Origin of the sequence: Microbacterium sp. LWO12-1.2 (assembly GCF_040675875.1) — a bacterium.
GTDB lineage: Bacteria > Actinomycetota > Actinomycetes > Actinomycetales > Microbacteriaceae > Microbacterium.
This window is the reverse complement of the sequence record NZ_JBEGII010000001.1, coordinates 1,206,560-1,232,054: the sequence shown is the minus strand read 5'-3', so window position 1 is coordinate 1,232,054 and position 25,495 is coordinate 1,206,560. Positions and strand designations below refer to the sequence as shown.

Here is a 25,495-nt window from a genome sequence, read left to right as displayed (position 1 = left end):
CCTATTCTCACATCGAGGAATAGGCGACGATGCCACGACGGACACCGTCGAGCGCCAGGCGTGCCGTGCGGGCGAGGGCACCGTCCTCGGCCACGATCGACAGCTGATCGAGCAGATCGATGGTCTGCTTCGCCCACCTCACGAAATCACCCGCGGACATGTCCGCATCGACCAGCACCTGGTCGAGCATTCCTCCGCGCGCCCAGGCGTGCATGGGACCTGCCAGACCGGCTGCGAGCGGCTCCGTCCCCGGCAGATGGTGGTCCTTCTCCAGGTCGTCCAGCTCCGCCCACAACGTGGTCGTCTTCTCGTAGGCGGCCCGGAACGAACCTCGGGGCAACCCTCGCTCCCCCGAGTTGGCCTCGTCTCTGCGCGGCTCATAGACCAGGCAGCAGGCCATCGCCGCGAGCGAGGGCGCGTCGAGACCCTTCCACAGGTTCTGGCGCAGTGACTCGGCCACGAGAAGGTCGCGGTCGCCATAGATGCGACGCATCGTGCGGCCGTCTTCCGTGAGAACGGTCCTGCCGTCTTCCTCACCGAGATAGTCGAGAGTCTCGAGCACCTCCACAACCCGGTCGAAGACGCGTGCAACGGTGCCGGTGCGGGTCTCGATCTGCCGACGGATGCGGTCGGTCTGCCGCTTGAGCTTCCAGTACCGCTCCGCCCACCGAGCATGCGACTCGCGATCGGGGCACCGGTGGCAGGGGTGGCGCTGCATGCTCGTGCGCAGCGACTGGATCCGTTTCATCCGCTTCTCCCGGGAGGCCCGAGGAGCCTGGGAGTCTTGTCTGTTCTTCTTCTCCAGATCACTCAGCTCGCGTCTGATGGCTGCGTACTCGGGGAAATCTCCGTGCTCGCAGGCCATGGACTTCTCATAGCCGGCCAGCGAGCCCTCTGCTTCGCGAACCTGCCTCGCGAGGCCCACGACGGAGCGGTCGGCCTGGAACTGCGCGAATGAGGATTCGAGAACCTGTCGCGCGCGAGGCTTCCCGAACAGATCGATCAGGTTGACGGCCATGTTGTACGTCGGCCGGAAGCTGGAGTTCAGCGGATAGGTCCGTCGAGACGCGAGCGCGGCGACGGCCTGCGGATCCATCCCCTCGGTCCACTGCACGACCGCGTGTCCCTCGACGTCGATCCCGCGGCGTCCGGCGCGGCCGGTCAGCTGCGTGTACTCGCCCGAGGTGATCGCGACGCGTGCCTCGCCGTTGAACTTCTCCATCTTCTCGAGCACGACGGTCCGCGCCGGCATGTTGATGCCGAGAGCGAGTGTCTCCGTCGCGAAGACCGCCTTCACGAGTTTGCGTCGGAAGAGTTCCTCGACGACCTCCTTGAAGGCTGGAAGCAGTCCGGCATGGTGCGCGGCGACACCACGCTCGAGGTTGTCGAGCCAGTCCCAGTAACCGAGGACGCCCAGATCCTCCTCCTGCAGGGTGCGCGTGCGCTCCTCCACGAGGGCACGGATCTCCGCACGCTCCTCCGTGGTCGTGAGCCGGATGCCGGAGCGTCGCACCTGCTGCACGGCGGCATCGCACCCGACCCGGCTGAAGATGAAGAAGATCGCCGGGAGCAGGTTGGCGCGCTCGAGCAGGCGCACGACGTCCGGGCGGTCCATGCGCTCGATCCGCCGCACGTTCGCGGAACGCACGGGCCGTCGCCCTCCGCGCTCCGGACGTTTGGCCTGCCGACCGGCATGACGATCGCTTACATACGACTGTGCTCGCCGGTTGTTCTCGTAGTGCGAGCCGGTGAAGGACCTGATGCGCATCAGCTCCTGGTTCACCTGAGCGGTCGCGATGCCTGCCCTGTCGTCGAAGAGGGGAAGCAGGTCATCGCGCACGAGCACATGCTGCTCCAGAGGCACCGGGCGGATCTCGGAGACGATCACCTCGGTGTCGCCTCGCACTGTGTCGAGCCAGTCGCCGAACTCCTCGGCATTCGAGACCGTGGCGCTCAGCGAGACCAGCCGCACGTGCTGTGGCAGGTGGATGATGACTTCTTCCCACACGGCACCGCGGAAGCGATCGGCGAGGTAATGCACCTCGTCCATCACGACATAGCGCAGGTCCCGAAGTGCCGCGGAATCGGCGTAGATCATGTTGCGCAGCACCTCGGTGGTCATCACCACGATGCGTGCGTTGCCGTTGATGTTGGTGTCACCCGTGAGCAGCCCGACGTTCTCGGCACCGTAGACCTCGACGAGTTCACGGAACTTCTGATTCGAGAGTGCCTTCATCGGCGTCGTGTAGAACGCCTTCTGATTCGGCGTCTGCATGGCGAGATGGATCGCGAACTCGCCGACGATCGTCTTGCCTGCCCCGGTCGGCGCGGCGACCAGAACGCTGCGTCCGCGCTCCAACGCATGGCAACCAGCCACCTGGAAGGGGTCGAGCTCGAACTTCTGTCGCGCCGCGAACGCCACCGTCTCAGGATTGTCCGCCGCTTCGCGCGCTGCGGCGTACCGTTCCGAGGGTGAGCTCATACGGGGTCAGGCAGAATCCCGCTGGCGGCATCCCGCTTGCGCTTACGCCGGTCGAAGATGAGGGAGAGTCCTGCCGCCGCGAAGAAGAGCACGATCAGGATGCCCGCGAGCATCAGCATGCTGACGACGTCGGCCGCGGGCGTCGCGAGTGCGGCGAAAACCGTCGCGATCACGATGGCGACCCGCCAGCCCTTGAGGATGGCCCGCCCGGACATGATGCCGGCCAGATTGAGCGCCACGAGGAAGACGGGGAGCACGAACGAGATACCGATCACGATCATCAGCTTGAAGATGAAGTCGTAGTACTCCTGTGCCTGATAGAAGTTCGTGCCTCCTTCAGGAGTGAAGCTCCACATGAGTTCGATGACGTGCGGCATGATCATGATGCCGAGGTAGCAGCCGGCGAAGAAGAGGGGCACAGCGGCGGCGACGAAGCCGATCGTGTACCTGATCTCCTTGCGGGTGAGACCGGGCATGATGAACGCCCAGACCTGCCAGAGCCACACCGGGGCCGAGAGGAAGAGTCCGATGGAGAACGCGATGCGCATCCGCATGTCGAACGCAGAGGTGATCGTGCCGAAGTTCAGCGCGCTGAACTGATCACCGCGCTTCTCCGTGATGATGCGGATGGGTTCCGTGATGAGGTGGATGACCGGATCGGCGATGATGAACGCGACGACCATTCCGACCAGTAGCGCCAATGCAGCGAACATCAAGCGCTTGCGAAGCTCGACGAGATGCGCGCCCAGCGACATCCGCCGATCCCGACCCGCCTTCGTCTCCCGGGTCGGCTCGATGGCTACCACGGGCGGTCAGGCCCGGGGCGGGGTCTCAGGGGTGGTTCCCGAGTCCTTCACCGTGGTGGGCTCGACAGCGACACTGTCCGTGCGGTCAGCGTCTTCTTCCTTCATGGCCTTCATCTCGCCCTTGAAGACGCGAGCCGACTGGCCCATGCTCTTCGCGAGCGCCGGGAGCTTCGCTGCCCCGAACAGGAGAAGGATGACAGCGAGCACGATCAGCAGGTGCCAGCCTTGCATTCCAGCGAACATGTGAATTATCCCGTCGTCGGTGGGCGATTCGTATCAGTCTACAGATCAATCGTTCGTATCGGGCTGGCGATAGAGCGCGAGTCCGGATGCCGCCCACTCCCGCGCAGCGTTGCGTGCGATCGGCGGATCCAGCACTTCCATGCGTCCGCCGAATCGCGCCGCGAGACGCTTGATCCCGCGGGGATCCGCGAGGTGCAGTCGGGCGGTCAGGGCACCGGCCTGGGTCTCATGGTTCGCTGCGGTGAGGAAGTCCCCGAGCAGCGGCGCGAGCCGTTCGGGCAGTCGAACGGTGACCTCGCGCTCGTCATCGAGGCTCGCGAATGCTTCTGGCACGTGCTCTCCCGCATGCGTTATCGGGATGTCCGTGAGGTGCGGATCGCTCACCCGGTCGAGATGGAACGTGCGCATCGCCTGACGCAGATGGCACCAGCCCTGCAGATACCACTGCGCATTGGTGATGAGGATCTGCACGGGATCGACGGTCCGGGTGGTGGGCTCGGCATCCGGCGCCTGGTAGGTGAACGAGACGGCTCGTCCCTCCTGCACCCCGCGCGACACGGCCTCGCGGACCACGTCGACAGCGCCGGGGGCGACCACGACATCGGCCGGCGCATCGGCCGCACCGCGGGAGAGCTTGGAGATCAGACCGGCGACCAGTCCAGAGTCCGACACCGCGGGCACAGCGGCCACCATCTGCAGTCCGGCCAGCAACGCCGCGGCCTCGCGGGCGGTGAACCGTGGCACTCGACGCAGCGCGACGTCATTGGTGATCTCGATGACATCCTCCTGGTCCAACAGGTCCCAGTTGATGTCGAACATCTCCTGCGGCTGCTGCCAGAACCCGGACTCTCCCGGAAGGCCGATCACGGTGAGCTTCTCGACCATGGCACGCATCTCGCGTGGCGAGACGCCGAACTCCGCAGCGGCCTCCGCGAGGGAGACCTGGCCATGCTCGAGCAGGTAGGGAACGAGCGTGAGGTAGAGGCGGACGCGATCGGCTGCGAGCAGAGGCTTCGGCTGGGCCATCATCGAGCGCCTCTCTCATCGTGCGCGTCGACCACGGCCAGCAGGCGCGCGACGACCTCGTCGCGTAGCGATGCCGGTTCGACGACGCGCACCTCGGGACCGTACGACGCGAGTTCGTCGGCCAGGATGTGCAGATCCACGAACGGTACGAGGATTCCCTGGGCCGCGGGGCGTGCACGCCGCCCGAGTCGCAGTGCGGCCTCTGTTCCCGGGGTGATCTCGAGCAGCGCCGAGTTCTCGGCCGCCACCCGGGCGAGCCCGGTGAGAGCCCGCTCCCCCGCACCGTCGCGGAGAGCCGCGTCGAAGGTTGTCGATGCCGTCGTGACATCACCGACGATCCGCCCGAGCAGGAAGGTACGGTCCTCATCGACGGCGACGTCGATGCCGAAGACATGCCAGCGGGCTTCGTAGTCGACCAGCGCAAGAGGCCTGATCGTGCGACGCCGCGGCGCCTCCTCCCCCGGCTTCAGATAGTCGAACGACACCACGCGGCTCTTCTCGATCGCAGCCTGCAGGGGCGCGAAAGCAGGGTCCTGAGCGGTGATGCGCGGCGCGAATCCGATGATCGGCTCATCCCCGTCGATGCCCAGTGCCCGGATCTTGCGCACTCCCGACTGCGCATCGCCGGATGCCGACTCGGCGCTCCAGACGCTGCCGGCCAGACGGAGCACCGCGAGCTCAGCCGGGGTGAACTCGATGTCGCTGGGGAGGTCGTACTCGGCCTGGGGAATGCGGTAGCGCGCCTCACGGAGATCGTTGGGATCCGCGGCGTCGCCGATCGTCTCGATCGGGACGCCGAGGGAACGCAGTTCTTCCTTGTCGCGCTCGAACATCTTCTCCAGCGCATCCGACCGCGTCCCGGCGTTCGCACGCTGGCGGTACCCGGAGACGTTGTCGAGGATCTGCTGCTTGGTGAGCCCGATCTCCGTGGCCATCAGCGCCACGACGAGATTCGTCAGGCGCTCCTCCGCGGGTATCCGGGCAGCCATCACTGCGTGGCGGCCGGCACGATGCCGAGGATGTCGACGACCACAGCGGTCGCGACGTTGCCCTCAGCGGCGGGGATCACGACGAGGAGCTGGGAACCGACCGTGGCACCGACGAGTTCCTTCGCGGCGGCACCCATGCTCGCGGTGGCACCCCACGTGTTCGTGGCGACGGTCTTGTCGTCCCAGTTGACAGCCATGACGTTCGTGACGAGCATGTCACCCTGCTTGACGGCCGCACCGTCACCCTTGATCAGCGTCTGGGTGACGGGCTTCGTCGGAGCAGCGCTGTCCGGGATGATGATCCCCGGCGTGCCGTCGACGGCACGGACCACGGTGGGCAGTCCTCCGGCGTCGTTGAACTGCAGCGCACCGGATGCCCGCGTGGGGTACACATCGAGCACATCGATCACTGCCACGACGTTCTCGTCCTTGGCGAGTCCGAAACCCTCGACGTTCTGAGCGCCGAAGTCCTCGGGCGTGAGCACCGCGAGCACACGGCTGCCACCGGTCGCGCACTGCAGCACGTCTGCCAGGCCTGCTGACTTCTGCGCCCAGAAATCGATGTTGTTGACACGGCTGAGGTCGCCGTTGAATTCCGAGGCGTAGAGCTTGTCGCCGCTCTTGCCCCCGTAGAAGGCGATGTCCATCACGAGGGGCTGGAAGTCCGACGTCAGCGCGAGACCATCGCCGACGGTGACATCGGCGAACGAGGTCTCCTTGACCTTGACCGGGCTGAACACCTCTACGTCGGGCTCGGATCCGATGTCGCCGGTGACCGTAGCGGCGTTCAGGACGCTGTCGCCGTCGGCGGCACGATCGCAAGCGGCACCATCGAAGGACGGCGCGGCGGTGCACCCGGTCAGGGCGAGGACGGCGAGGCTGAGAGTGGCCAGAACGGCGGACGTTTTACGCACGCGCTCCAGTCTATTCCGTCGGCTGGTCCGATTCGCGCGATGTGGCCGCCAGGCGCGCCCCCTCGGCAGCTCGGGCCGCCTCCCGTGCGCGCTTGCGCAGGTTCTTGTCGTTGATCTCACGATCGCCGACGGCGCCGGGGGTCCACTGCTCGACATCGTCATCGCCGTAGCTGCTCTTCGACGCACGTCGCTTCACGGACGGGGCGATCGCCCCCGGAGCGAGTCGGCGTGCCGTGATCAGGAAGCCCGTGTGGGCGACCATCCGGTGATCCGGGCGTACCGCGAGCCCCTCGACGTGCCAGCCGCGCACCATGGTCTCCGATGCATCCGGCTCGGTGAACAGGCCGGTCGCCCTGATGTACTCCGCGACACGGGACAACTGTGTGGCCGTCGCGACGTAGCAGAGCACGACCCCGCCGGGGGTGAGGGCGTCGGCGACGACGTCGATGCACTCCCAGGGCGCAAGCATGTCGAGCACGACGCGGTCGACGCTGCCGGGCTCTGCCTGGATCGGAAGAGCTTCGAGCAGATCTCCGACGACCACGCTCCAAGTTTCGGGCGTTCCGCCGAAGAAGGTCTCGACGTTGCCACGGGCGACGTCGGCGAAGTCTTCGCGTCGCTCGAAGGAGATCAGCTTCCCGTCCGAACCGATCGCGCGCAGCAGCGAGAGCGACAGCGCCCCGGAGCCCACCCCGGCCTCCACCACGGTGGCTCCGGGGAAGATATCGGCCTGCATGACGATCTGCGCGGCGTCCTTCGGGTAGATGATCGCTGCACCACGGGGCATCGACATCGCGAAGTCGCGGAGCAGGGGCCGCAGCGCGAGGTACTCGTGACCGGAGCTGTTGGCCAGCACCGAACCGTCGGGAAGACCGATCAGATCACGATGGCGCAGCACGCCCTGATGCGTGTGCAGTTCTCCGTCCTCACGAAGCGTGACGGTGTGCAGACGGCCCTTCGGGCCGGTCAGCTGCACACGATCGCCTTCGCGGAATGGACCGCTCGGTCGCTGCGCACGGGTATCGGTCATCGGGTGGCTCCCTGCGTGGCGTTCTGTCGGTCGAAGAGGTCGATGAGGTCGGCGGCGCTGCGTCCCTCGAGCGTCGGCCAGAGCTCGTGAGCACCCACGTCGTCGAGCGAGACGATGTGGGGCACGCCCAGCGTGACGGCCCCGGAGGCGATTCCGGCACGCAGACCGGTCGGCGAGTCCTCGATGACGATCGCGTCGGTGATGTCGACGTCCAGCAGTGCGGCGGCCTGCAGATACGGCTCCGGGTGCGGCTTCGGGTTCTCGACGTCATCGCCGGCGACCACGAGCTCGAAGGCGTCGAAATCGATCAGTTCGACGACGCCGAGAGCCATGCGGCGGAGAGACATCGTCACCAGCGCGGTGGGGATACCTGCCGCCTTGAGGTCGGTGAGCAGCTCCCTCGCTCCGGGACGGAAGGGCACGCCCTGGGTGCGCAGCGCCTCCTGCACGGAGTCTGTGAGCAGGGAGACGATCGCCTCGGCCTCCATGTCGACTCCGGCTTTCTGCAGGATGATCGCGCTGTCGATGAGCCCGTTGCCCACCAGCTGGAGTGCGTCCTCGTGAGTCCAGGTGCCTCCGAACGACTCGACGAGTGTGGTCTCCGCCGCCATCCAGTACGGTTCGGTGTCGACGAGTGTTCCATCCATGTCCCAAAGGACCGCGCGGGGCTGTCTGCTCACTGAACCCATGGTAGCCCGGGCCGCCGCCCACTTCCGGCCCACGCGGACTAGCCTGGAGGGATACGTCCCCGACCTCGGAGGGAGCCCCGGATGGATGTTCTCGGTTCGCGCATCGTCATCGTCGCCTTCGACGGCTGGAACGATGCCGGCGAAGGGGCGAGCGGTGCCGTCGAGGCTCTCCGCACCGCGAACGACTACGAGCTCGTGCATTCTGTCGACCCCGAGCTCTACTTCGACTACCAGTACACACGTCCCTCGAGCCAGATGGATGCTGAGGGACGACGTCAGCTCAAGTGGCCCGAGGCGGGCCTCTGGCGTCCGCGCGATCCGGCACCGGGCCCGGAGTTCTGGGTTCTGACCGGTGTCGAGCCGGCAAGAACCTGGCAGGCCTTCGCCTCGGAGTTCATCGACGTCGCCCTGCGCGACGACATCACGGGAGTCGTGACGCTCGGCGCCATGCTCTCGGACGTGCCGCACACCCGACCGATCTCGATCTTCGCGTCCAGTCAGAACGAGCAGGTGCGCGAAGCTCACGGTCTCGAACGGTCTCTCTATGAAGGCCCCGTCGGGATACTCAGCGTGTTCGAGCATTTCGCCGAGAGTGCCGGGATACCGACGGCAAGCCTGTGGGCCAGCGTTCCGCACTACGTCGCCACCGCGACGCCGTCTCCCAAGGTCACCCTCGCCCTCCTCGATCGGCTCGAGGAGTTGACGGGCGTCGACGTTCCCCGCGACGGTCTGCGTACCGAGGCGGCCGCGTGGGAGGCATCGATCGATGCCGCTGCGGCCGACGACGAGGACATGGCCGAGTACATCCGCCAGCTCGAGCGCACGCGCGACACGTGGGACTCCCCCGAAGCATCCGGCGACGCCATCGCCCAGGCGTTCGAGCGCTACCTCCGCCGCCGCGACGACGGCCCCGGCGACCGCAAGCGCTGAGCATCACCCCGCCGTTCATGAGGCGGGGATGCTCCGGCTCGCGCTCAGGCCGCGACCGCAAGCGCTGAGCATCACCCCGCCGTTCATGAGGCGGGGATGCTCCGGCTCGCGCTCAGGCCGCGATGACTCCGGTGCCGAGCAGGATCAGCAGGGTCGTGCCGAGCAGGATCCGGTAGATCACGAACGGCAGGAAGCTGCGCTTCGAGATCCAGTTCATGAAGAACGCGATCACGCCGAGGGCCACGACGAATGCGATTCCGGTGGCCGCCAGGGTGTCGCCGAACGAGAAGAACGACGGCTCTCCCCAGCTCTTGTAGACCTGGTAGAAGCCGCTGCCGAATACGGCGGGGATCGCGAGCAGGAACGCGTAGCGGGCGGCGGCGGCGCGTTCGTAGCCGAGGAAAAGTCCCATGGTGATCGTGCCGCCGGAGCGCGAGACCCCGGGGATCAGCGCGAGCGCCTGGGCGAAACCGTAGGCGATGCCATCCGGGTATGTGAGGTCCTTGAGGCTGCGGCGCTTGGCCCCGACATGATCAGCGATTCCGAGCAGGATGCCGAAGACGATGAGCATGATCGCGACGATCCACAGCGACCGCAGCACGCTCTCGATCTGGTCCTGGAACAGCAGCCCGAGCAGCACGATCGGGATGCTGCCGATGATGATCAACCAGCCCATACGGGCATCCGGGTCTGAACGAGGCACGCGTCCGACCAACGAGCGGAACCACTGTCCGATGATGCGCACGATGTCGCGCCAGAAGAACACGACGACCGCGGCTTCCGTGCCGATCTGCGTGATGGCGGTGAACGCCGCTCCCGGGTCCTCGCCGGAGGGGAGGAACGTGCCGAGGATGCGCAGGTGCGCGCTGGACGAGATCGGCAGGAACTCGGTGAGTCCCTGGACGATGCCGAGGATGAGCGCTTCAAACAGGTGCATGGAGAGATGGTGCCTTCTGGATCGAGGACGGCGCGGGAGAGGTCCTGCGTCGCTCAGAACGAGCGCAGCAGATCGGTCAGCACCCGCTGGCCGAAGACAAGCGATTCTACGGGTACGCGCTCGTCGACACCGTGGAACATGCCCGTGAAGTCGAGGTCGGCGGGGAGCTTGAGCGGCGCGAATCCGTAACCGGTGATGCCGAGCGCTGCGAGCGCCTTGTTGTCGGTGCCCGCCCCCAGCAGGTACGGGATCACGGGAACGCCCGGGTCGTGACGGCCGATGCTCGCGACCATCGCATCGACGAGATCACCCTCGAACGGGGTCTCCATGCCGATGTCGCGAACCACGGTCTCGATCACGATGTCGTCACCGACGATGCGCTGCAGTTCCGCCAGCACGTCATCCTCGGTGCCGGGGATCACGCGCACATCGATCAGGGCCTCGGCTCGCTCGGGGATCACGTTGTGCTTGTAGCCTGCGGTGAGTGCCGTCGGGTTCGCCGTCGTGCGGAACGAGGAGCGCAGGAACGCCTCAGCGGGTCCCGCCGCGGCGGCCAGAACATCCGGGTCCTCGACGCCCCGTCCGGTGAGGGCGCTGAGGCCTTCCAGGAGCGCGGTGGTGGTCGCGGTGAGACGGATGGGCCACCGGGTGCGTCCGATCGCCGCCACGGCCTCAGCCAGCCGCGTCACGGCGTTCTCCTCGTGCAGGCGGCTGCCGTGGCCCGCACGCCCCTTGGCGACCAGGCGGATCCAGATCAACGCCTTCTCACCCACCTGCAGCAGGTACGCGCGGCGATCGTCGACCGTGATCGAGTAGCCGCCGACCTCGCTGATCGCCGAACAGGCGCCCTCGAACCACTGGGGGCGGTCCTTGACGACGAGCGCCGACCCCTCCACCCCGCCGTTCTCCTCATCCGCGAAGAAGGCGAGGATCAGATCGCGCTCCGGCTGTTCTCCGGCACGAAGGATCTCGGCGACCGCGGTGAGGATCATCGCGTTCATGTTCTTCATGTCGACGGCTCCGCGTCCCCAGAGCATCCCATCGCGCACGAGACCGGCGAACGGGTCGACGCTCCACTCCTCGGCCATCGCCGGGACCACGTCGAGATGACCGTGCACGACCAGCGCGGGCTTCGAGCGATCACGGCCCGCTATCCGAGCCATGACGTTGGTCCGACGAGGGATCGGCTCGTAGTACTCGACATCGAGCCCCAGCGCTTCGAGGTAGGTGCCGACGTACTCCGCGGCCTCGCGCTCGCCCTTGGCATTGCCTCCGCCGAAGTTGGACGTGTCGAAGCGGATCAGGTCGCTCGCGATGCGGACGACCTCCGGAAGGGACGGATCAATCATGGCTCCAGGCTATCGAAGCCGCGCGCCACGCCCGGGCGTGCGCCTCGGTTCGAGAGGCCGCGGAGGACGTGGTAATGTCATTCTTCGGTCGGCAACGATCATCCAAAACCTGCGCGGGTGGCGGAATGGTAGACGCGCTACGTTGAGGTCGTAGTGCCCGTAAGGGCGTGGGGGTTCAAGTCCCCCTCCGCGCACAGATGTGATGTCTCTGGACATCGTGAACGGCTGAACCCCCGGTTTCCGGGGGTTCAGCCGTTTTTGCGTTGGTAGTTCTTGGTGGGGTCGAGGGTGAATTCGGCGAGGAGTTCGCCGGTGCTGAGGGTGATGATCGTGGCGTCGTCGTTGTGGACGAGGCAGATGATCTCGGTGCGGGTGTGAGCGCGTCCGATGCCGAGGTGGAGGAGTCTTCCGTGGTGGCGGAGGGTGATCTTGCCGTCGTTGTCGATGGTGTCGTAGCGGACGCGCCAGGTGTTCGGGTCTTCGGGTGGTGTGGGCTGGCTTTCGGGATCAGTTGGTAGGCGAATGTGGGGGTCTTTCGGTTGATGCCGCGGTGCGGGCGGATGTTGTTGTAGTAGTCGCGGAACGTGTCGAGGGCGGCCTGCAGCTCGGTCAGGGTGGCTGCGGGGTGCGTGTCGGTGTATTTCTTCAGGGTCTGCCAGAAGCGTTCGATCTTGCCTTGGGTGGTGGGTTTGAAGGGTTTGCCGTTCTTCTGGGTGATGCCGAGGGTGGCGAGGAGAGTCTCGAATCCGTTGCCGGCGCCGTCGCCTCTGCCGCGTCCTCCGCGGGCGAGGCGGGTGGTGTAGACCATGCCGTTGTCCGTGAGAGTCGCGGTGGGATACCCGTGCTGGGCTGCTGTTTCGCTGAAGGTGTCGGTCACGGTGCGGCCGGTGACGCGGCGGTGAGCGCTGAGATGGAGCACGTAGCGAGAGTGGTCATCGATCCAGCCGATGACTTCACTATCGGTGCCGTCGGCGAGGGTGATGTGGGTGAAGTCGGATTGCCAGAGTTCGTTCGGTCGGTCCGCGGTGAACCGGTGCCAGGACGATCGGGGACGCTTCTGGGGTTGTGGGGTGACCTTTCCTCCTGCGGTCAGGATGCGCCAGATCGTGGTCCGTGAGAGAAGAGTGCCCTCGCGGGCGAGGTGCTCTGCGATCGTGTCTGCCCCGGCATCCACTCCGTTGCCGATGAGCTCATCCCGCAGAGCGATCACGCGTTCACGGGTCGGGACCGCAGTCCGATTCGGCGTCGTCCGCGGCCGGCGTGAGAGGGGCTCGAACGCCGCATCTCCCTCGACGAGCCACCGGTGATGAAGCTTATGGACCAGCGTTTTCGAGACCCCGTACCGGGCGGCGACCTCACCGTAGGAGAGGTGTTGAACGGTCACGGCTGTGATGAGGATCTCGTACTTGGCCACCGTTCACGATGTCCTGAGACATGCCCGCGCCACCAGCTGCACTGTTCACGATGTCCCGAGACACCCGTTCACGATGTCCTGAAACCAGACACCCCTCCGCGCACAGAAGAAGAAGGCTCCCGAGAGGGGGCCTTCTTCTGGTTAACAGCCGGCTGACGCCGCCGCATCCGTGTACGCCCACGATCGCAGGCGTACACGGTGATGTCGGCAGCGGGATCGGCCTCCAGCGACACGGACAGCGGGGTTCGCAGAACACTGAGCAAAACGCTGCCCTGGCAGCGCAGACGACGGACGGTCCTCGCCGCACCGCTGTTCAGACCGCGCCGACTCCGAACAGCAGTCCCAGGAGATAGGTGACGGCCGCCGCACCGAAGCCGATCGCCAGTTGGCGCAACGCTCGACGCAGTGGCGGCCCCCCGGACAGGATGCCGACCATCGCACCGGTGGTCAGCAGCGCGATTCCGACCAGGATCAGCGCGACGACCACGGCTGCCGTTCCCTGCAGCCCGAAGATCCACGGCAGCACCGGAATGATCGCGCCGGACGCGAACAGGAGGAAGCTGGAGATCGCGGCCGTCCAGTCGCTGCCGACGATGTCGTGGTCGTGTCCCCCGTGTGTGCGGACAGGGCCGGTGGCGGCGCGACGCACACCCGCCTGCGCTGCGGCGACGATGACGCGGGCACGTTCCAACGCCTCGTCCTGATCCATCCCTCTGGCACGGTAGACCAAAGCCAGCTCGTTCTCGTCGATGTCGAGATCACCCGCGGCGGCGGCCGCGTCGTCGTTCGCCTCGGTGGCTGCCAGCAGCTCTCGCTGTGAACGCACCGACACGAACTCGCCGGCTCCCATCGACAGCGCTCCGGCCAGGAGCCCGGCGATCCCGCTGAAGAGCACGAATCCGGAGCTCACCCCCGTCGCGCCGATGCCGAGCACCAGAGCGAGGTTGCTGACGAGGCCGTCGTTCGCCCCGAACACCGCGGCCCGGAAGGAACCGGACAGGCGTCGGCGCCCGCGTGCGGCGAGACCACGGACCACCTCGTAGTGCACCTTCTCGTCGGCGCGCATCGCAGGTGTCGCGTACTGCTCCGCGTCGTACGGCGAACGCGCCTCCGCACTCTGCGCGAGCGCGAGCACGAAGATGGACCCGAACCGTCCGGCCATCCAGCCGAGCAGGCGGGAACGCACACCGGCACGAGGCAGCCGCTTCGGCTCGCCGCCGAGCAGATCGAGCCAGTGCTGCTCGTGGCGGCGTTCCGCATCCGCAAGGTTCAGCAGAATGTCCCGTTCTTCGCCCTGCCTGCGCGCGGCGAGCTTCTGGTAGACGGAACCTTCGGCACGTTCCTCGACGAGATAGCGGGCCCAGCGCCGGCGATCGGCGGCGGTCGGCTCAACGGCAGCGGGGGCTGTCATGGGTCCTCCAGATGTGACCGTGCCCGGTGCGCGGGCAACCGTTCAACGCTAGCCGGGAAGCCTCACGCACACTCCGCTGAGACGCGGATTGCCAGCATTTCGGGGATCCGAAGCGCCGCCCGCAAGCGGTGCAGAAGCGTTCCCGACGGCGCCGTCAGGCGCGCACGCGCTTGCGGAGAACCTCGATACGTGACTGGAGCTGTGTCACCGTCGCCTGCGCGACGGCCGGTCCGCCGCAGATACGGCGGAGCTCCGCATGCACGGCACCGTGCGGCTCACCCTTCTGGCGGGCGTACAGCCCGACCAGGCTGTTGAGAAGCTGGCGTTGCTCCTTGAGGGTTCGGTGCAACGGCGCCGGCAGCGTCGTCGTCTCCGTCGGTCCGGCCGATGCCTCTCGCGCCTCTCTCAAGCGGGACTGACGAGACTGCCGCTGCATGAGCAGCTCGTGCACGTGCTCCGGCTCGAGAAGCCCAGGGAAGCCGATGAACTCCTCTTCCTCAGGCGTGCCCGGCTCGGCCAGCTGACCGAACTCCTGCCCTTCGAAAACCACCCTGTCGAAGTGGGCGACCGACGAGAGTGCCTGATAGCTGAACTCCTGGGTCAGCGCATCCGACGTCTCCTCCTCGCGGTTCGCGCTCTCGAGCAGCGAGTCATCGAGGCCGTCTTCTTCGCTCGACTGACGGTCGAGCGCGTGGTCGCGCTGCTTGTCCATCTCGTTCGCGAGCCCCATGAGCACGGGAACCTGCGGGAGGAAGACGCTGGCGGCCTCGCCACGGCGCCGGGCGCGCACGAACCGGCCGATGGCCTGCGCGAAGAACAGCGGAGTCGAAGAGGACGTCGCATACACTCCGACGGCGAGACGCGGGACGTCGACGCCCTCCGAGACCATCCGCACGGCGACCATCCATCGGGCATCGTTCGCGCTGAACTTCTCGATCCGCTCCGACGCGGTCGCATCGTCGGAGAGCACGATCGTCGGCTGTTGGCCTGTGATGCTGTGCAGGATCTTGGCATAGGCGCGCGCGACCGTCTGATCGGTCGCCAGCACGAGCCCTCCGGCATCCGGAACGTGGTGGCGGATCTCGGTGAGACGGCGGTCGGCGGCGGACAGCACCGCCGGCATCCAGTCCCCCTCCGGGTCGAGTGCCGTCCGCCAGGCCTGCGACGTCACATCCTTGGTGTTGTCCTGGCCGAGGTGCGTCTCGAGCTCGTCTCCCGTCGTCGTGCGCCAGCGCATCTTGCCCGCGTACATGTGGAACAGCACAGGGCGGACGACGCCGTCGGCGAGGGCCCGACCGTAGCCGTAGTTGTAGTCCGTGCGGGAGATGCGTGCGCCGGAATCGTCGGGGTGGTACTCGACGAACGGGATCGGTGCGGTATCGCTGCGGAACGGTGTGCCGGAAAGGAGCAGACGCCGCTTCGCGGGACCGTAGGCGTCTCGGATGGCGTCGCCCCAGCTGAGCGCGTCACCGCCGTGGTGGACCTCGTCGAGGATCACGAGTGTCTGGGCGTCTTCTGTCAGGTGCCGGTGCACCGACGACTTCGCGGCCACCTGCGCGTACGTCACGACCGCCCCGTGATAGTGGCGGGCGGGCGCCCAGTCGCTGTTGCGGAAGCGGGGGTCGAGGCGGATGTGCACACGCGCTGCCGCGTCGGCCCATTGCGTCTTGAGATGCTCGGTGGGGGCCACCACGATGATGCGGTTGACCTCGCCCATGCGCATGAGCTCGACAGCGAGGGTGAGTGCGAACGTGGTCTTGCCTGCACCGGGCGTGGCGGCGACGAGGAAGTCGCGTTGATCCGCCGCGAAGTACTGTTCGAGGGCCTCCTGCTGCCAGGCGCGCAGCTTGTTCGCGGTTCCCCAAGGGGCGCGCTGAGGAAAGGACGGTGAGAGCATCGACTCCACGATAATCGCTGCCGAGGACACTGGATCACTCGCCGCGGTTCCCGCGCGTGCCCCTCCCCCGGACGTGCGCCTGCAGGTAGGCTCTGACACTGCGCCGCGGTCACCACCGCGCCGCAGAACGTTCGCGAAGGAGAGCTGGATGACCGACCAGGATTCGACTCGGACCCCGTACGTCGACAACGATGCACCCCACCCCTGGCGCCGTTTCGTGGCGATCGGGGACTCGTTCACCGAAGGGATCGGCGACCCCGACCCGCGCAGTCCCGGAGGACACCGGGGCTGGGCAGACCGCGTCGCCGAGGTCCTCGGACAGCAGGTGGACGACTTCGCCTATGCGAACCTCGCGGTGCGTGGAAAGCTCATCGCCCAGATCGTCGCCGACCAGATCGAACCGGCCGTCGCCCTGCACCCTGATCTCGTCTCGATCTGCGCCGGAGGCAACGACGTGATCCGCCCGGGAACCGACCCGGACGCGATCGCCGAGCAACTGGAAGACGCCGTCACGCGCCTGTCATCGACGGGCGCTGCGATCCTTCTCTTCACGGGCATCGACACGGCCTTCACCCCGGTCTTCCGCGCGTTCCGCGGCAAGGTAGCGATCTACAACGAGAACGTGCGGGCCATCGCGGAGCGTCACGACTGCATCGTCGCCGACCAATGGGCGCTCAAGGTCGTGCAGGATCCCCGCTTCTTCGATGACGACCGGCTGCACTACAACGCATTGGGCCACCACGAGGTCGCCCGCATGGCGCTGCGCGCGTTGAACGTTCCGAACGACCTCGAAGCCATGCAGCCGGAGCCGATACCGGTGCGCACGTGGCGGGAGGCGCGCGCCGGCGACCTCGGCTGGGCGCGGGAGCACCTGGTCCCGTGGGTGCTGCGCCGCCTCCGGCACCAGTCTTCGGGCGACAACCTCGCCGCCAAGCGCCCTGAGCCGTCGCCGGTGTTCCTGCCAGAGCAGGACTGAGCGGTCAGCTCTTCATCGACCAGAGTGCGACCGCTGCCGCGGATGCCACGTTGAGCGAGTCGACCCCACCGGACATCGGGATCGTGACGATCGTGTCCGCGCCCGCCATCGCCTCTCGCGAGAGGCCGTCGCCCTCAGACCCCATGACCAGGGCCACGCGTTCGGGGCGATCGGCGGCGTAGACGTCGAGCGTCACCGCATCATCGCGCAGTGCCAGCGCCGCGATGTCGAAGCCTGCGGCGTGGAGATCGGCGATGGCGGTCTCCCAGTCCGTGATGCGCGTCCACGGCACCTGGAACACGGTGCCCATGCTCACCCGGACGCTGCGGCGGTAGAGCGGGTCCGCCCCACCGGGCGACACGAGCACTGCATCCGCGCCGAGCCCCGCAGCTGCGCGGAAGGCGGCACCCACGTTCGTGTGATCGCCGATGTTCTCCAGGATCAGCACGAGGGACGCGCCTTCGAGGACGTCGCGCACGGGCGGCAGCGCCGGGCGGTGCATGGACGCGATGGTCCCCCGGTGCACGGCGAAACCCGTCACCGCCTCGGCGACCTCGTCGGGGACGACGTAGACCGGCACGTCGAAATCGCCGACGATCTGGCGGATGTCGTCCACCCGACGCTCCTGCACCAGCACGGAGCGTGGGCGATGACCGGACGCGACAGCGCGGGCGATCACCTTCGTCGACTCCGCGATGTACAGCCCACCCGATGGCTCCGACAGTGCACGCAGAGCCGTGTCGGTGAGGCCGCGGTAGTCATCGAGGCGTCGGTCATCGGGGTCGGTCACACGCTGCAGTTCCACGGGGTCCACTCTGCCATCGCGAGCGTGCCACCCCGCACCGCTTCTTCCGGAGACGGCGTCGAGGTCGTGGGCCCGACCTCCCTCCGCACCGTAGACTCGCTCGAGGAGGTCCTGTGAGCGTGTCGAATTCTGCCGAGATGTCGGCCACCATCGCCCACGCTGCAGAGCTGCTGCGCGGAAAGCGCATCGCCCTCCTGACAGGTGCCGGCATCTCCACCGATTCCGGTATCCCCGCGTATCGCGGTGAAGGCGCCAGGACGCGCAGCGACCCGATGACGATCCAGACCTACCTGGGTGATGAAGCCGCTCGACGACGGTATTGGGTCGGCGGCCATCTCGGTTGGAAGGCGTTCGCGCAGGCCGGACCGAATGCCGGTCACACGGCCCTCGCCGAGATGGAGGCCTCGGGCCTCGTCTCCGGAGTGATCACGCAGAACGTCGACGGCCTGCATCTGCGGGCCGGCAGCTCCCACGTCATCGAGGTGCACGGCACCATGCGTCGTGTGCTCTGCCTGCACTGCGGTCAGGTGTTCGATCGCCGCGACGTGGCCGTGCAGATCGAGGAGCTCAACCCCTGGATCACGGTCCCCGAGAATGTCGCACTGGCACCGGACGGCGATGTCCTCCCGGAGTCGACCGAGGGGTTCGTCATCCCGGTGTGCACCGTGTGCGAAGGCATGCTGAAGCCGGACGTCGTCTTCTTCGGCGAGTACGTTCCGCAGGACCGCTTCCGCGCAGCCGAATCGTTGCTGCGCGCCAGCTCCGCGCTGATCGTCGCCGGGTCCTCGCTCGTCGTGAACTCGGGCGTGCGGCTGGTGGAGCGTGCGCGCCGACGCAGCATCCCCCTGATCATCGTCAATCGCGAGCCGACGCGCGCGGATGTCTGGGCCGATGTCACCATCGCCGCCGGCACCAGCGACGTGCTCCCCGCACTTCAGGAGCTTCTTCGATGACTCTGCTCACTCTCGTCCGGCACGGCCAGACCGACTGGAACCTCGCGAAGCGCATTCAGGGCTCCACCGACATCCCGCTCAACGAGACCGGACGTGCCGACGCCAGGTCGGCGGCGGAGAAGCTCGCTGGCGACACGCATCATGCCGTCTACACCAGCCCGCTGCTGCGGGCGAAGGAGACCGCGGAGATCATCGCGGAGCGACTGGGGCTCGAAGTCACCGGTGTCGTCCCCGACATCCGTGAGCGTGAGTTCGGCGAGGGCGAGGGCATGCTCGTTCCCGACTACATCAAGGCCTACGGGGACTGGCATGCCGAGGTGCCCGGCGCCGAGTCCCTGCACGACGTCGGCGAACGGGCGATCGATGCCCTGCACGCCATCGCCCGCGAGGCACGCCGCCGCTCCGCACCGCGCGCAGAGTCGGTCATCGTCGTCGCCCACGGCGGAGTGATCCGCGCCGTGATCGATCATGTCTCCGGCGGAACACTCCCCCGTGACGGGCAAGTCCTGCAGAACGGCTCGGCACATCGTTTCGTCGCGGCCCCCGGATACCTGCGGCTGCTCGAGGAGTCGCCGGTCCTCTGATCGAGGACTGGCCCGCTGGATCGACCAGCCGGGTCACTTGTGCGGACCGGAGTCAGGCCTCGCGCGACACGACGGAGCGGGCATGCCGGAGAACGGGTTCGTCGACCATCCGGCCCTGGAAGCGGAACACCCCCCGCTCCTGCTCTGCCGCCACGAGCACTGCACGTGCCCAGGCGAGAGTCTTCTCGTCAGGCCGGTAGGCCGCTCGGATCACCGGAACCTGGCTCGGATGGATGCAGGCCGTCGCGGTGAAACCGGAGGCCGCGGCATCCGTCGCCTCCAGCGCCAGACCGTTCACGTCGTCGATGTCGATGTGCACGGCGTCGATGGCGCGCTTCCCGTGTGCGCCGGCTTCGATCAGAACGCGTGCCCGCGCGTAGCGGGCCACATCGCGATACGCCCCGTCAGCCCGACGACTCGATGTGCCTCCGATCGAGGCGACGAGATCCTCCGCTCCCCACATCAGGGCGACCACCTGCGGATGCGCGGCGATGCGGTCCGCAGCGTGGACACCGCGCGCGGTCTCGCAGAGCGCGATCAGCGAGAAGCGCGGGTCGAACGATGCAAGGCTCTCCGGGGCCTCGGTCTTCGCGACCATCACGGTGCGGAAATCGGTCTGGCTCAACGTCGCGAGATCCGACACGAACGCCTCGGTGCCCGGCGCATTCACTCGCACGATCACGCGATCGGGATCGATGTCCGCATCGATCAGGTTGCCGCGGGCAGTCGCTTTCGCCGCCGGCAGTACCGCGTCCTCCAGATCGAGGATCACCGCATCCGCGCGGTCGAGAGCGGTACGGAATCTTTCAGGGCGATCGGCGGGGCAGAACAGGATCGCGGGTCCGAGCGCGAACGTCATGGTGCAGGGGTCCCTTCGGGGAGAGTATGAACGAGGACGGACCGGGTCGCGGTGGCCACCACCGTGTCATGCTGGTTGCGGCCGGTGTGCGCGATACGGACGATCCCCTGTCCCGGACGGGAGGAGGAGAGTCGCTTATCGAGCACGATGCTCTCGGTGTAGAGGGTGTCACCGGCGAACAACGGCTTCGGGAACGCGATCTCACCGAAGCCGAGCTGAGCGACGAGGGTCCCCTGCGTGAGCTGCCCGACCGATGCGCCGACCATCGTGGAGAGCGTCCACATCGAGTTCATCAGGCGCGCGTGGAACGGCTCCTGGGCGTCGGCGAACGCCGCGTCGAGATGGAGAGCCTGCGTGTTCATCGTCAAGGTGGTGAACAGCACGTTGTCGGCCTCTGTGGCCGTGCGTCCCGGCCGGTGGAGGTAGCGAGCGTCGACCACGAACTCCTCGTAGTAGAGCCCCCGCTGGATGATGTCCTGCGTCATGCTGCCACGCTACCCGGCGAGCCCGAGACCGCGCGCGATGATGAGCAGCTGGACCTCCGTGGTCCCCTCGCCGATCTCCAGGATCTTCGAGTCGCGGTAGTGACGGGCCACCGGGAACTCGTTCATGAAGCCGTTGCCACCGAAGATCTGGGTGGCATCGCGGGCGTTGTCCATCGCCGCTTCGCCTGCGACCAGCTTGGCGATCGCCGCCTGCTCGGCGAAGGGACGCCCGGCGTCGCGGAGCCGCGCCGCATGGTGCCAGGCGAGTCGTGCCGTGTGTACTCTGGCGCGCATCCGGGCGAGCGTGAACTGTGCGTTCTGGCGCGTGCTCAACGCGCTGCCGAAGATCGTCCGGCTCTTCGCATACTCGACAGAGGCCTCGAGGCAGCCCTCTGCTGCTCCGGTGGCCAGCGCCGCGATCGCGATGCGGCCCTCGTCGAGAATGCTGAGGAAGTTCCGGAACCCGGTCCCGCGCGCTCCCAGAAGGTTCGCTGCCGGGACTCGTGCCCCGTCGAAGGTGAGCGGATGTGTGTCGGAGGCGTTCCAACCGACCTTGTCGTACGGCGCTTCGACCGTGAACCCCGGGGTCCCGTTGGGAACGATGATCGTGGAGATCTCCTTGCGGCCGTCCACATTGCCCGTCACGGCCGTCACCGTCACGAACCTCGTGATCGGGGTGCCGGAGTTCGTGATGAACTGCTTCGATCCGTCGATCACCCACTCGTCGCCATCCAGACGGGCTGTCGTGCGGGTCGCTCCGGCGTCGCTCCCGGCCTCCGGCTCCGTGAGGCCGAACCCGGCAAGAGCACGCCCCGCGAGCAGATCAGGGAGCAGCGATCGCTTCTGCTCCTCGGTGCCGAACCGGTACACCGGCATCGCCCCCAGGCTCACCCCTGCCTCGAGCGTGATCGCGATGGACTGGTCCACGCGGCCGAGCGCCTCGATCGCGATGCCGAGCGCCATATAGTCGCCGCCCTGCCCGCCGTACTCCTCCGAGAACGGCAGACCGAACAGCCCGAGGTCGCCCATCTGGCCCACGACGTCCATCGAGAGCGTATGGGTGCGATCGGCCTCGTAGGACTGCGGTGCGACGACCGTCTCGGCGAACTCGCGCACCATCCCGGCGAGCTCGCGCTCCTCCTCGGTCAGCTCTTCCATCATCGACTCTCCTCCGTCATCACGCGGGCGACCGCTTGGTCGCGCCGGACCTGCTCTCCCACCGACACCAGAAGGTGCACCGTGCCGTCCTGCGGTGCGAGCACCTGGTGCTCCATCTTCATCGCCTCGATCGAGACGAGCGGAGTGCCCGCCACGACCGTTGATCCCTCGTCGACATGCACCGCGACGACGCTCCCCGGCATGGGCGCGCGGCCTTCCGGACTTCGCACTCCGCTGTCGGCCTGCGAGGCGGACAGCCGGCGTCGCATCACGGCGCGCCGATCCAGCGGACGCAGGCGTGCGGTGATCCCGTCCTGAGCGACCCACACCGCCCCCTCAGCGTCGACCGCGGTCTGGACTCTCCCGTCAGTGTGCTCACGGCCGATCTCGACGGCGAGCAGCTGGTCATCGTCGGTGACGAACTGCGGCCGCGGAGGTTCGACAGACGCGGCCCCCGACCGCCAACCCGGCAGCTCACGCCAGAGCGGGCTCGTCCGCAGTGGTTCGGATGCCCACTGGACCGCACCGGCAGCGGCGCTGAGCATCGCCGCAGTGGGCGGTGTCGGAGCGACCGGCAGCAGTGTCTCGATCAGCCCGGTGTCCAGATCTCCGGCGACGACTCGTTCGTTGCGGCAGAGCCGGCGCAGGAAGGCGATGTTGGTGTCGACGCCGAGCACTACTGTGTGTGCCAGTGCGGAGTCGAGGAGCGCCAGCGCCGTCGCCCTGTCTTCGGCGGTGGCGATGACCTTCGCGATCATCGGATCGTAGAATCCGGTGACCTCACTCCCGCTCTCGATCGCGGCATCCACACGGACACCGGCCGGCGGGTCGAAGCGCAGGATCGTCCCCGTGGAGGGAAGGAAGCCACGCTCCGGAGACTCCGCATAGATGCGCGCCTCGACGGCATGTCCTTGCACGGACGGGACGATGTCGAGCGGTAGGCCGGCGGCCACCCTGACCTGAAGTGCGACGAGGTCGAGACCGGTCACCTGCTCGGTGACCGGATGCTCCACCTGCAGGCGCGTGTTCATCTCGATGAAGAACACCTCGTCCGGCGCGTCCGCGTCGACCAGGAACTCCACGGTGCCCGCTCCGACGTATGCGACGCTCTCGGCGGCACGCACCGCCGTGGCGAGCAGACGCTCCCTCGTCCCGTCCGCCAGCCCCGCGGAGGGTGCCTCCTCGATGACTTTCTGGTGCCGGCGCTGCAGCGTGCACTCCCGCTCGCCGAGGGCGAGGACGGTGCCCAGTCGATCGCCGAACACCTGCACCTCGATGTGGCGCGGACGTCGGATCAGCCGTTCGAGGATCAGTGCGTCATCGCCGAACGATGCCGAAGCGACACGACGGGCCGACGCGAGTGCCGACGCGAGCCCTTCGGCACCCGTGACGACCTCCATACCCTTACCGCCGCCACCCGCACTGGGCTTGACGAGCAGGGGGTAGCCGACGCGGTCGGCCTCGACCGCGATCTGTGCATCCGACAGGCCGGAGGCGTCGAAACCGGGCACAACAGGGACGCCGTGCTGAACGACGTGCGCGCGGGCCCTCGCCTTGTCGCCCATCACCTCGAGAGCCGTGACGTCGGGGCCGATGAATACGATCCCCGCAGCCGCGCAGGCCTGCGCCAATCCGACGCTCTCCGACAGGAATCCGTAGCCAGGGTGGATGGCCTGCGCGCCGGTGCTCTTCGCCGCGGCGATGACGGCGGCGATGTCGAGGTAGGACTCCGAAGCCGGGGCCGGACCGATGCGCACGGCGACATCCGCCTCGCGGACATGCGGCGCCGCGGCATCCGCATCGCTGTAGACCGCGACGCTGCGGATCCCGAGGTTGCGCAGCGTACGGATCACCCGTCGCGCGATCTCTCCGCGATTCGCGACGAGAACGGTGTGGAACAGTTGGTCAGTCATGTCTCTCACATCCGGAAGACGCCGAAGCGAGGTTCGGGCAGCGGGGTGCGGGCGACCACGTCGAGCGCGAGCCCCAGCAGGTCGCGCGTCTGCGCGGGGTCGACGATCCCGTCGTCCCAGAGTCGGGCGGTGGCGTAGTAGGGCTCCCCCTGCTCCTCGTACTGCTCCCTGATCGGTGCCTCGAAGTCGCTGCGTTCCTGCGCAGACCACTCCGCGCCCCGAGCGGTGAGCTGATCCTCCTTCACCGTGGCAAGCACGGACGCCGCCTGAGGTCCGCCCATGACGGAGATGCGACTCGCGGGCCACGTCCACAGGAAGCGCGGCGAATACGCGCGGCCGCACATGGAATAGTTCCCGGCGCCGAACGAGCCGCCGATGATCACGGTCAGTTTCGGCACTCTGGTGCTCGCGACGGCGGTGACCATCTTGGCCCCGTCCTTCGCGATCCCGCCGGCCTCGGCCTCGGAACCGACCATGAATCCGGTGATGTTCTGCAGGAACAGCAGAGGGATCCCGCGCTGGTCGCTCAGCTCGATGAAGTGAGCACCCTTCTGCGCCGATTCGCTGAACAGCACACCGTTGTTGGCGATGATGCCGAGGGGATGCCCGTGCAGTCGGGCGAACCCGGTGACCAGGGTGGTGCCGTACTCGGCTTTGAACTCGCGGAAGCTGTCGGCGTCCACCAAGCGGCGTATGACCTCATGGACGTCGTACGCGGCGTTCACGTCGACGGGGACGGCGTCGTACAGCGACGAGAGATCTTCCGGTTCTCGACTGGCGATGACCTCCCACGCCGGCTCTGCGGGCGGAGGCAAGGTGGCGACGATGTCGCGGAGGATCTCGAGCGCGTGCTCGTCGTCCTCTGCGAGATGGTCGACCACGCCGCTGCGGCGTGCATGCAGTTCGCCGCCGCCGAGCTCCTCGGCCGTCACGATCTCCCCGATCGCCGCTTTCACCAGCGGAGGACCACCCAGGAAGATCGTGCCCTGCCCACGCACGATGACGGTCTCGTCGCTCATTGCCGGTACGTATGCTCCTCCGGCCGTGCAGGATCCGAGTACGGCTGCGAGCTGGGGTATCCCGGCGGCCGACATGTTCGCCTGATTGAAGAAGATGCGTCCGAAGTGATCCCGGTCCGGAAACACCTCGTCTTGCCTTGGGAGGAACGCTCCGCCCGAGTCCACCAGATAGAGGCAGGGAAGGCGGTTCTCGAGGGCGATCTCCTGAGCACGCAGATGCTTCTTGACCGTCATCGGGTAGTAGGTGCCGCCTTTGACGGTGGCGTCGTTGCAGACGACCATGACATGACGGCCGTGGACAAGGCCGATGCCGGCGATCACGCCCGCTCCTGGCGCCTCTCCCCCGTACAGGCCCTCCGCCGCGAGCGGCGCGACTTCGAGGAACGGGCTGCCCTCGTCGAGCAGCCGGGCCACGCGCTCGCGCGGCAGCAGCTTTCCACGGGCGATGTGACGTTCTCGGGAGGTGGCCGGTCCTCCGAGCGCCGCTGCCGCGAGGCGGTCGCGCAGCGCTTGCGCCAATGACTCCTGGGTAGCAGGCATCGTGAAGTCCTCCTCGACCCACGTCACGCGGCGTCTCACGGTGGCGCTGCGTGTGCTGATTCGGTTAGTGTTCACTAACCCGTACA

Annotated in this window: 23 protein-coding genes and 1 tRNA gene; 5 read left to right on the top strand and 19 right to left on the bottom strand. The window is 67.3% G+C overall.

The window, feature by feature from the left end; translation table 11 throughout:
• Positions 1-7 precede the first annotated feature (7 nt).
• The 8 genes from MRBLWO12_RS05830 to MRBLWO12_RS05795 are packed head-to-tail and all read right to left on the bottom strand — an operon-like array spanning position 8 to position 8,179.
• Positions 8-2,482, bottom strand: coding sequence for a DEAD/DEAH box helicase (locus MRBLWO12_RS05830; RefSeq protein WP_363553579.1), 2,475 nt, complete (start codon positions 2,480-2,482; stop codon positions 8-10).
• Positions 2,479-3,237 carry a twin-arginine translocase subunit TatC gene (gene tatC / locus MRBLWO12_RS05825; protein ID WP_363553577.1) on the bottom strand — a complete coding sequence of 253 codons (759 nt, stop codon included), beginning with the start codon at positions 3,235-3,237 and terminating at the stop codon, positions 2,479-2,481. The genes MRBLWO12_RS05830 and tatC overlap by 4 nt, the downstream gene beginning before the upstream one ends.
• Positions 3,238-3,294: 57 nt before the next feature.
• Positions 3,295-3,531: a twin-arginine translocase TatA/TatE family subunit gene (gene tatA, locus MRBLWO12_RS05820; protein ID WP_363553576.1), complete on the bottom strand. Its 237-nt coding sequence runs from the start codon at positions 3,529-3,531 to the stop codon at positions 3,295-3,297.
• A 45-nt stretch (positions 3,532-3,576) separates the two neighbouring features.
• Positions 3,577-4,560: a helix-turn-helix transcriptional regulator gene (locus MRBLWO12_RS05815; protein ID WP_363553574.1), complete on the bottom strand. Its 984-nt coding sequence runs from the start codon at positions 4,558-4,560 to the stop codon at positions 3,577-3,579.
• Positions 4,557-5,546, bottom strand: a complete 990-nt coding sequence (locus MRBLWO12_RS05810) for a helix-turn-helix transcriptional regulator (RefSeq protein ID WP_363553572.1) — start codon at positions 5,544-5,546, stop codon at positions 4,557-4,559. Before MRBLWO12_RS05810 ends, MRBLWO12_RS05815 begins: the two co-directional genes overlap by 4 nt.
• Entirely contained in the window at positions 5,546-6,460 is a 915-nt protein-coding gene (locus MRBLWO12_RS05805) for a hypothetical protein (protein WP_363553570.1), read from the bottom strand. The genes MRBLWO12_RS05810 and MRBLWO12_RS05805 overlap by 1 nt, the downstream gene beginning before the upstream one ends.
• A gap of 10 nt (positions 6,461-6,470) precedes the next feature.
• Positions 6,471-7,490 carry a tRNA (adenine-N1)-methyltransferase gene (locus MRBLWO12_RS05800; RefSeq protein ID WP_363553568.1) on the bottom strand — a complete coding sequence of 340 codons (1,020 nt, stop codon included), beginning with the start codon at positions 7,488-7,490 and terminating at the stop codon, positions 6,471-6,473.
• Entirely contained in the window at positions 7,487-8,179 is a 693-nt protein-coding gene (locus MRBLWO12_RS05795) for an HAD family hydrolase (protein ID WP_414685509.1), read from the bottom strand. The genes MRBLWO12_RS05800 and MRBLWO12_RS05795 overlap by 4 nt, the downstream gene beginning before the upstream one ends.
• 81 nt (positions 8,180-8,260) lie before the next feature.
• Here MRBLWO12_RS05795 and MRBLWO12_RS05790 point away from each other — a divergent pair, with 81 nt between their 5' ends.
• Complete coding sequence (locus tag MRBLWO12_RS05790) at positions 8,261-9,109, top strand: PAC2 family protein (protein ID WP_363553564.1); 849 nt, start codon at positions 8,261-8,263, stop codon at positions 9,107-9,109.
• 112 nt (positions 9,110-9,221) lie between these two features.
• Here MRBLWO12_RS05790 and MRBLWO12_RS05785 read toward each other — a convergent pair whose 3' ends face one another.
• Positions 9,222-10,046: an undecaprenyl-diphosphate phosphatase gene (locus MRBLWO12_RS05785; protein WP_363553562.1), complete on the bottom strand. Its 825-nt coding sequence runs from the start codon at positions 10,044-10,046 to the stop codon at positions 9,222-9,224.
• Positions 10,047-10,099: 53 nt separating this feature from the next.
• Positions 10,100-11,395, bottom strand: a complete 1,296-nt coding sequence (locus tag MRBLWO12_RS05780; protein WP_363553560.1) for a M20/M25/M40 family metallo-hydrolase — start codon at positions 11,393-11,395, stop codon at positions 10,100-10,102.
• Between the two features lie 111 nt (positions 11,396-11,506).
• Between MRBLWO12_RS05780 and MRBLWO12_RS05775 the strand changes: the two genes are divergently transcribed.
• A tRNA-Leu gene (locus MRBLWO12_RS05775) sits at positions 11,507-11,589 on the top strand.
• Here MRBLWO12_RS05775 and MRBLWO12_RS05770 read toward each other — a convergent pair.
• The 3 genes from MRBLWO12_RS05770 to MRBLWO12_RS05760 form a co-directional block, all read right to left on the bottom strand.
• On the bottom strand, positions 11,571-12,605 hold the full coding sequence (locus MRBLWO12_RS05770) for an integrase core domain-containing protein (protein WP_363553558.1): 1,035 nt from the start codon (positions 12,603-12,605) through the stop codon (positions 11,571-11,573). The two genes, MRBLWO12_RS05775 and MRBLWO12_RS05770, sit on opposite strands and share 19 nt — an antisense overlap.
• Before the next feature lie 517 nt (positions 12,606-13,122).
• Complete coding sequence (locus MRBLWO12_RS05765) at positions 13,123-14,220, bottom strand: VIT1/CCC1 transporter family protein (RefSeq protein ID WP_363553556.1); 1,098 nt, start codon at positions 14,218-14,220, stop codon at positions 13,123-13,125.
• Positions 14,221-14,374: 154 nt separating this feature from the next.
• Positions 14,375-16,117, bottom strand: a complete 1,743-nt coding sequence (locus tag MRBLWO12_RS05760) for a DEAD/DEAH box helicase (RefSeq protein ID WP_363553554.1) — start codon at positions 16,115-16,117, stop codon at positions 14,375-14,377.
• A gap of 148 nt (positions 16,118-16,265) precedes the next feature.
• On the opposite strand from MRBLWO12_RS05760, the gene MRBLWO12_RS05755 reads away from it, so the two are divergent.
• Positions 16,266-17,093 (top strand): SGNH/GDSL hydrolase family protein, encoded by an 828-nt coding sequence (locus tag MRBLWO12_RS05755; protein ID WP_363553552.1) that lies wholly within the window; start codon positions 16,266-16,268, stop codon positions 17,091-17,093.
• A 4-nt stretch (positions 17,094-17,097) separates the two neighbouring features.
• Here the strand turns inward: MRBLWO12_RS05755 and MRBLWO12_RS05750 are convergent, their stop codons facing one another.
• A complete protein-coding gene (locus tag MRBLWO12_RS05750) occupies positions 17,098-17,898 on the bottom strand; it encodes a TrmH family RNA methyltransferase (protein WP_363553550.1) in 801 nt (266 codons plus the stop codon).
• Between the two features lie 137 nt (positions 17,899-18,035).
• Between MRBLWO12_RS05750 and MRBLWO12_RS05745 the strand changes: the two genes are divergently transcribed.
• A complete protein-coding gene (locus MRBLWO12_RS05745; protein WP_414685508.1) occupies positions 18,036-18,851 on the top strand; it encodes a Sir2 family NAD-dependent protein deacetylase in 816 nt (271 codons plus the stop codon).
• Positions 18,848-19,435 (top strand): histidine phosphatase family protein, encoded by a 588-nt coding sequence (locus MRBLWO12_RS05740; RefSeq protein ID WP_363553546.1) that lies wholly within the window; start codon positions 18,848-18,850, stop codon positions 19,433-19,435. Before MRBLWO12_RS05745 ends, MRBLWO12_RS05740 begins: the two co-directional genes overlap by 4 nt.
• A gap of 52 nt (positions 19,436-19,487) precedes the next feature.
• Here MRBLWO12_RS05740 and MRBLWO12_RS05735 read toward each other — a convergent pair whose 3' ends face one another.
• The 5 genes from MRBLWO12_RS05735 to MRBLWO12_RS05715 are packed head-to-tail and all read right to left on the bottom strand — an operon-like array spanning position 19,488 to position 25,409.
• Positions 19,488-20,294 carry an HpcH/HpaI aldolase/citrate lyase family protein gene (locus MRBLWO12_RS05735; protein WP_363553544.1) on the bottom strand — a complete coding sequence of 269 codons (807 nt, stop codon included), beginning with the start codon at positions 20,292-20,294 and terminating at the stop codon, positions 19,488-19,490.
• Positions 20,291-20,779, bottom strand: a complete 489-nt coding sequence (locus MRBLWO12_RS05730) for a MaoC family dehydratase (protein ID WP_363553542.1) — start codon at positions 20,777-20,779, stop codon at positions 20,291-20,293. Before MRBLWO12_RS05730 ends, MRBLWO12_RS05735 begins: the two co-directional genes overlap by 4 nt.
• A gap of 9 nt (positions 20,780-20,788) precedes the next feature.
• Positions 20,789-21,937, bottom strand: a complete 1,149-nt coding sequence (locus tag MRBLWO12_RS05725) for an acyl-CoA dehydrogenase family protein (protein ID WP_363558538.1) — start codon at positions 21,935-21,937, stop codon at positions 20,789-20,791.
• Positions 21,937-23,850 carry an acetyl/propionyl/methylcrotonyl-CoA carboxylase subunit alpha gene (locus MRBLWO12_RS05720; protein ID WP_363553540.1) on the bottom strand — a complete coding sequence of 638 codons (1,914 nt, stop codon included), beginning with the start codon at positions 23,848-23,850 and terminating at the stop codon, positions 21,937-21,939. Before MRBLWO12_RS05720 ends, MRBLWO12_RS05725 begins: the two co-directional genes overlap by 1 nt.
• Before the next feature lie 5 nt (positions 23,851-23,855).
• Positions 23,856-25,409, bottom strand: coding sequence for a carboxyl transferase domain-containing protein (locus tag MRBLWO12_RS05715; RefSeq protein ID WP_363553538.1), 1,554 nt, complete (start codon positions 25,407-25,409; stop codon positions 23,856-23,858).
• Positions 25,410-25,495: the final 86 nt, after the last annotated feature.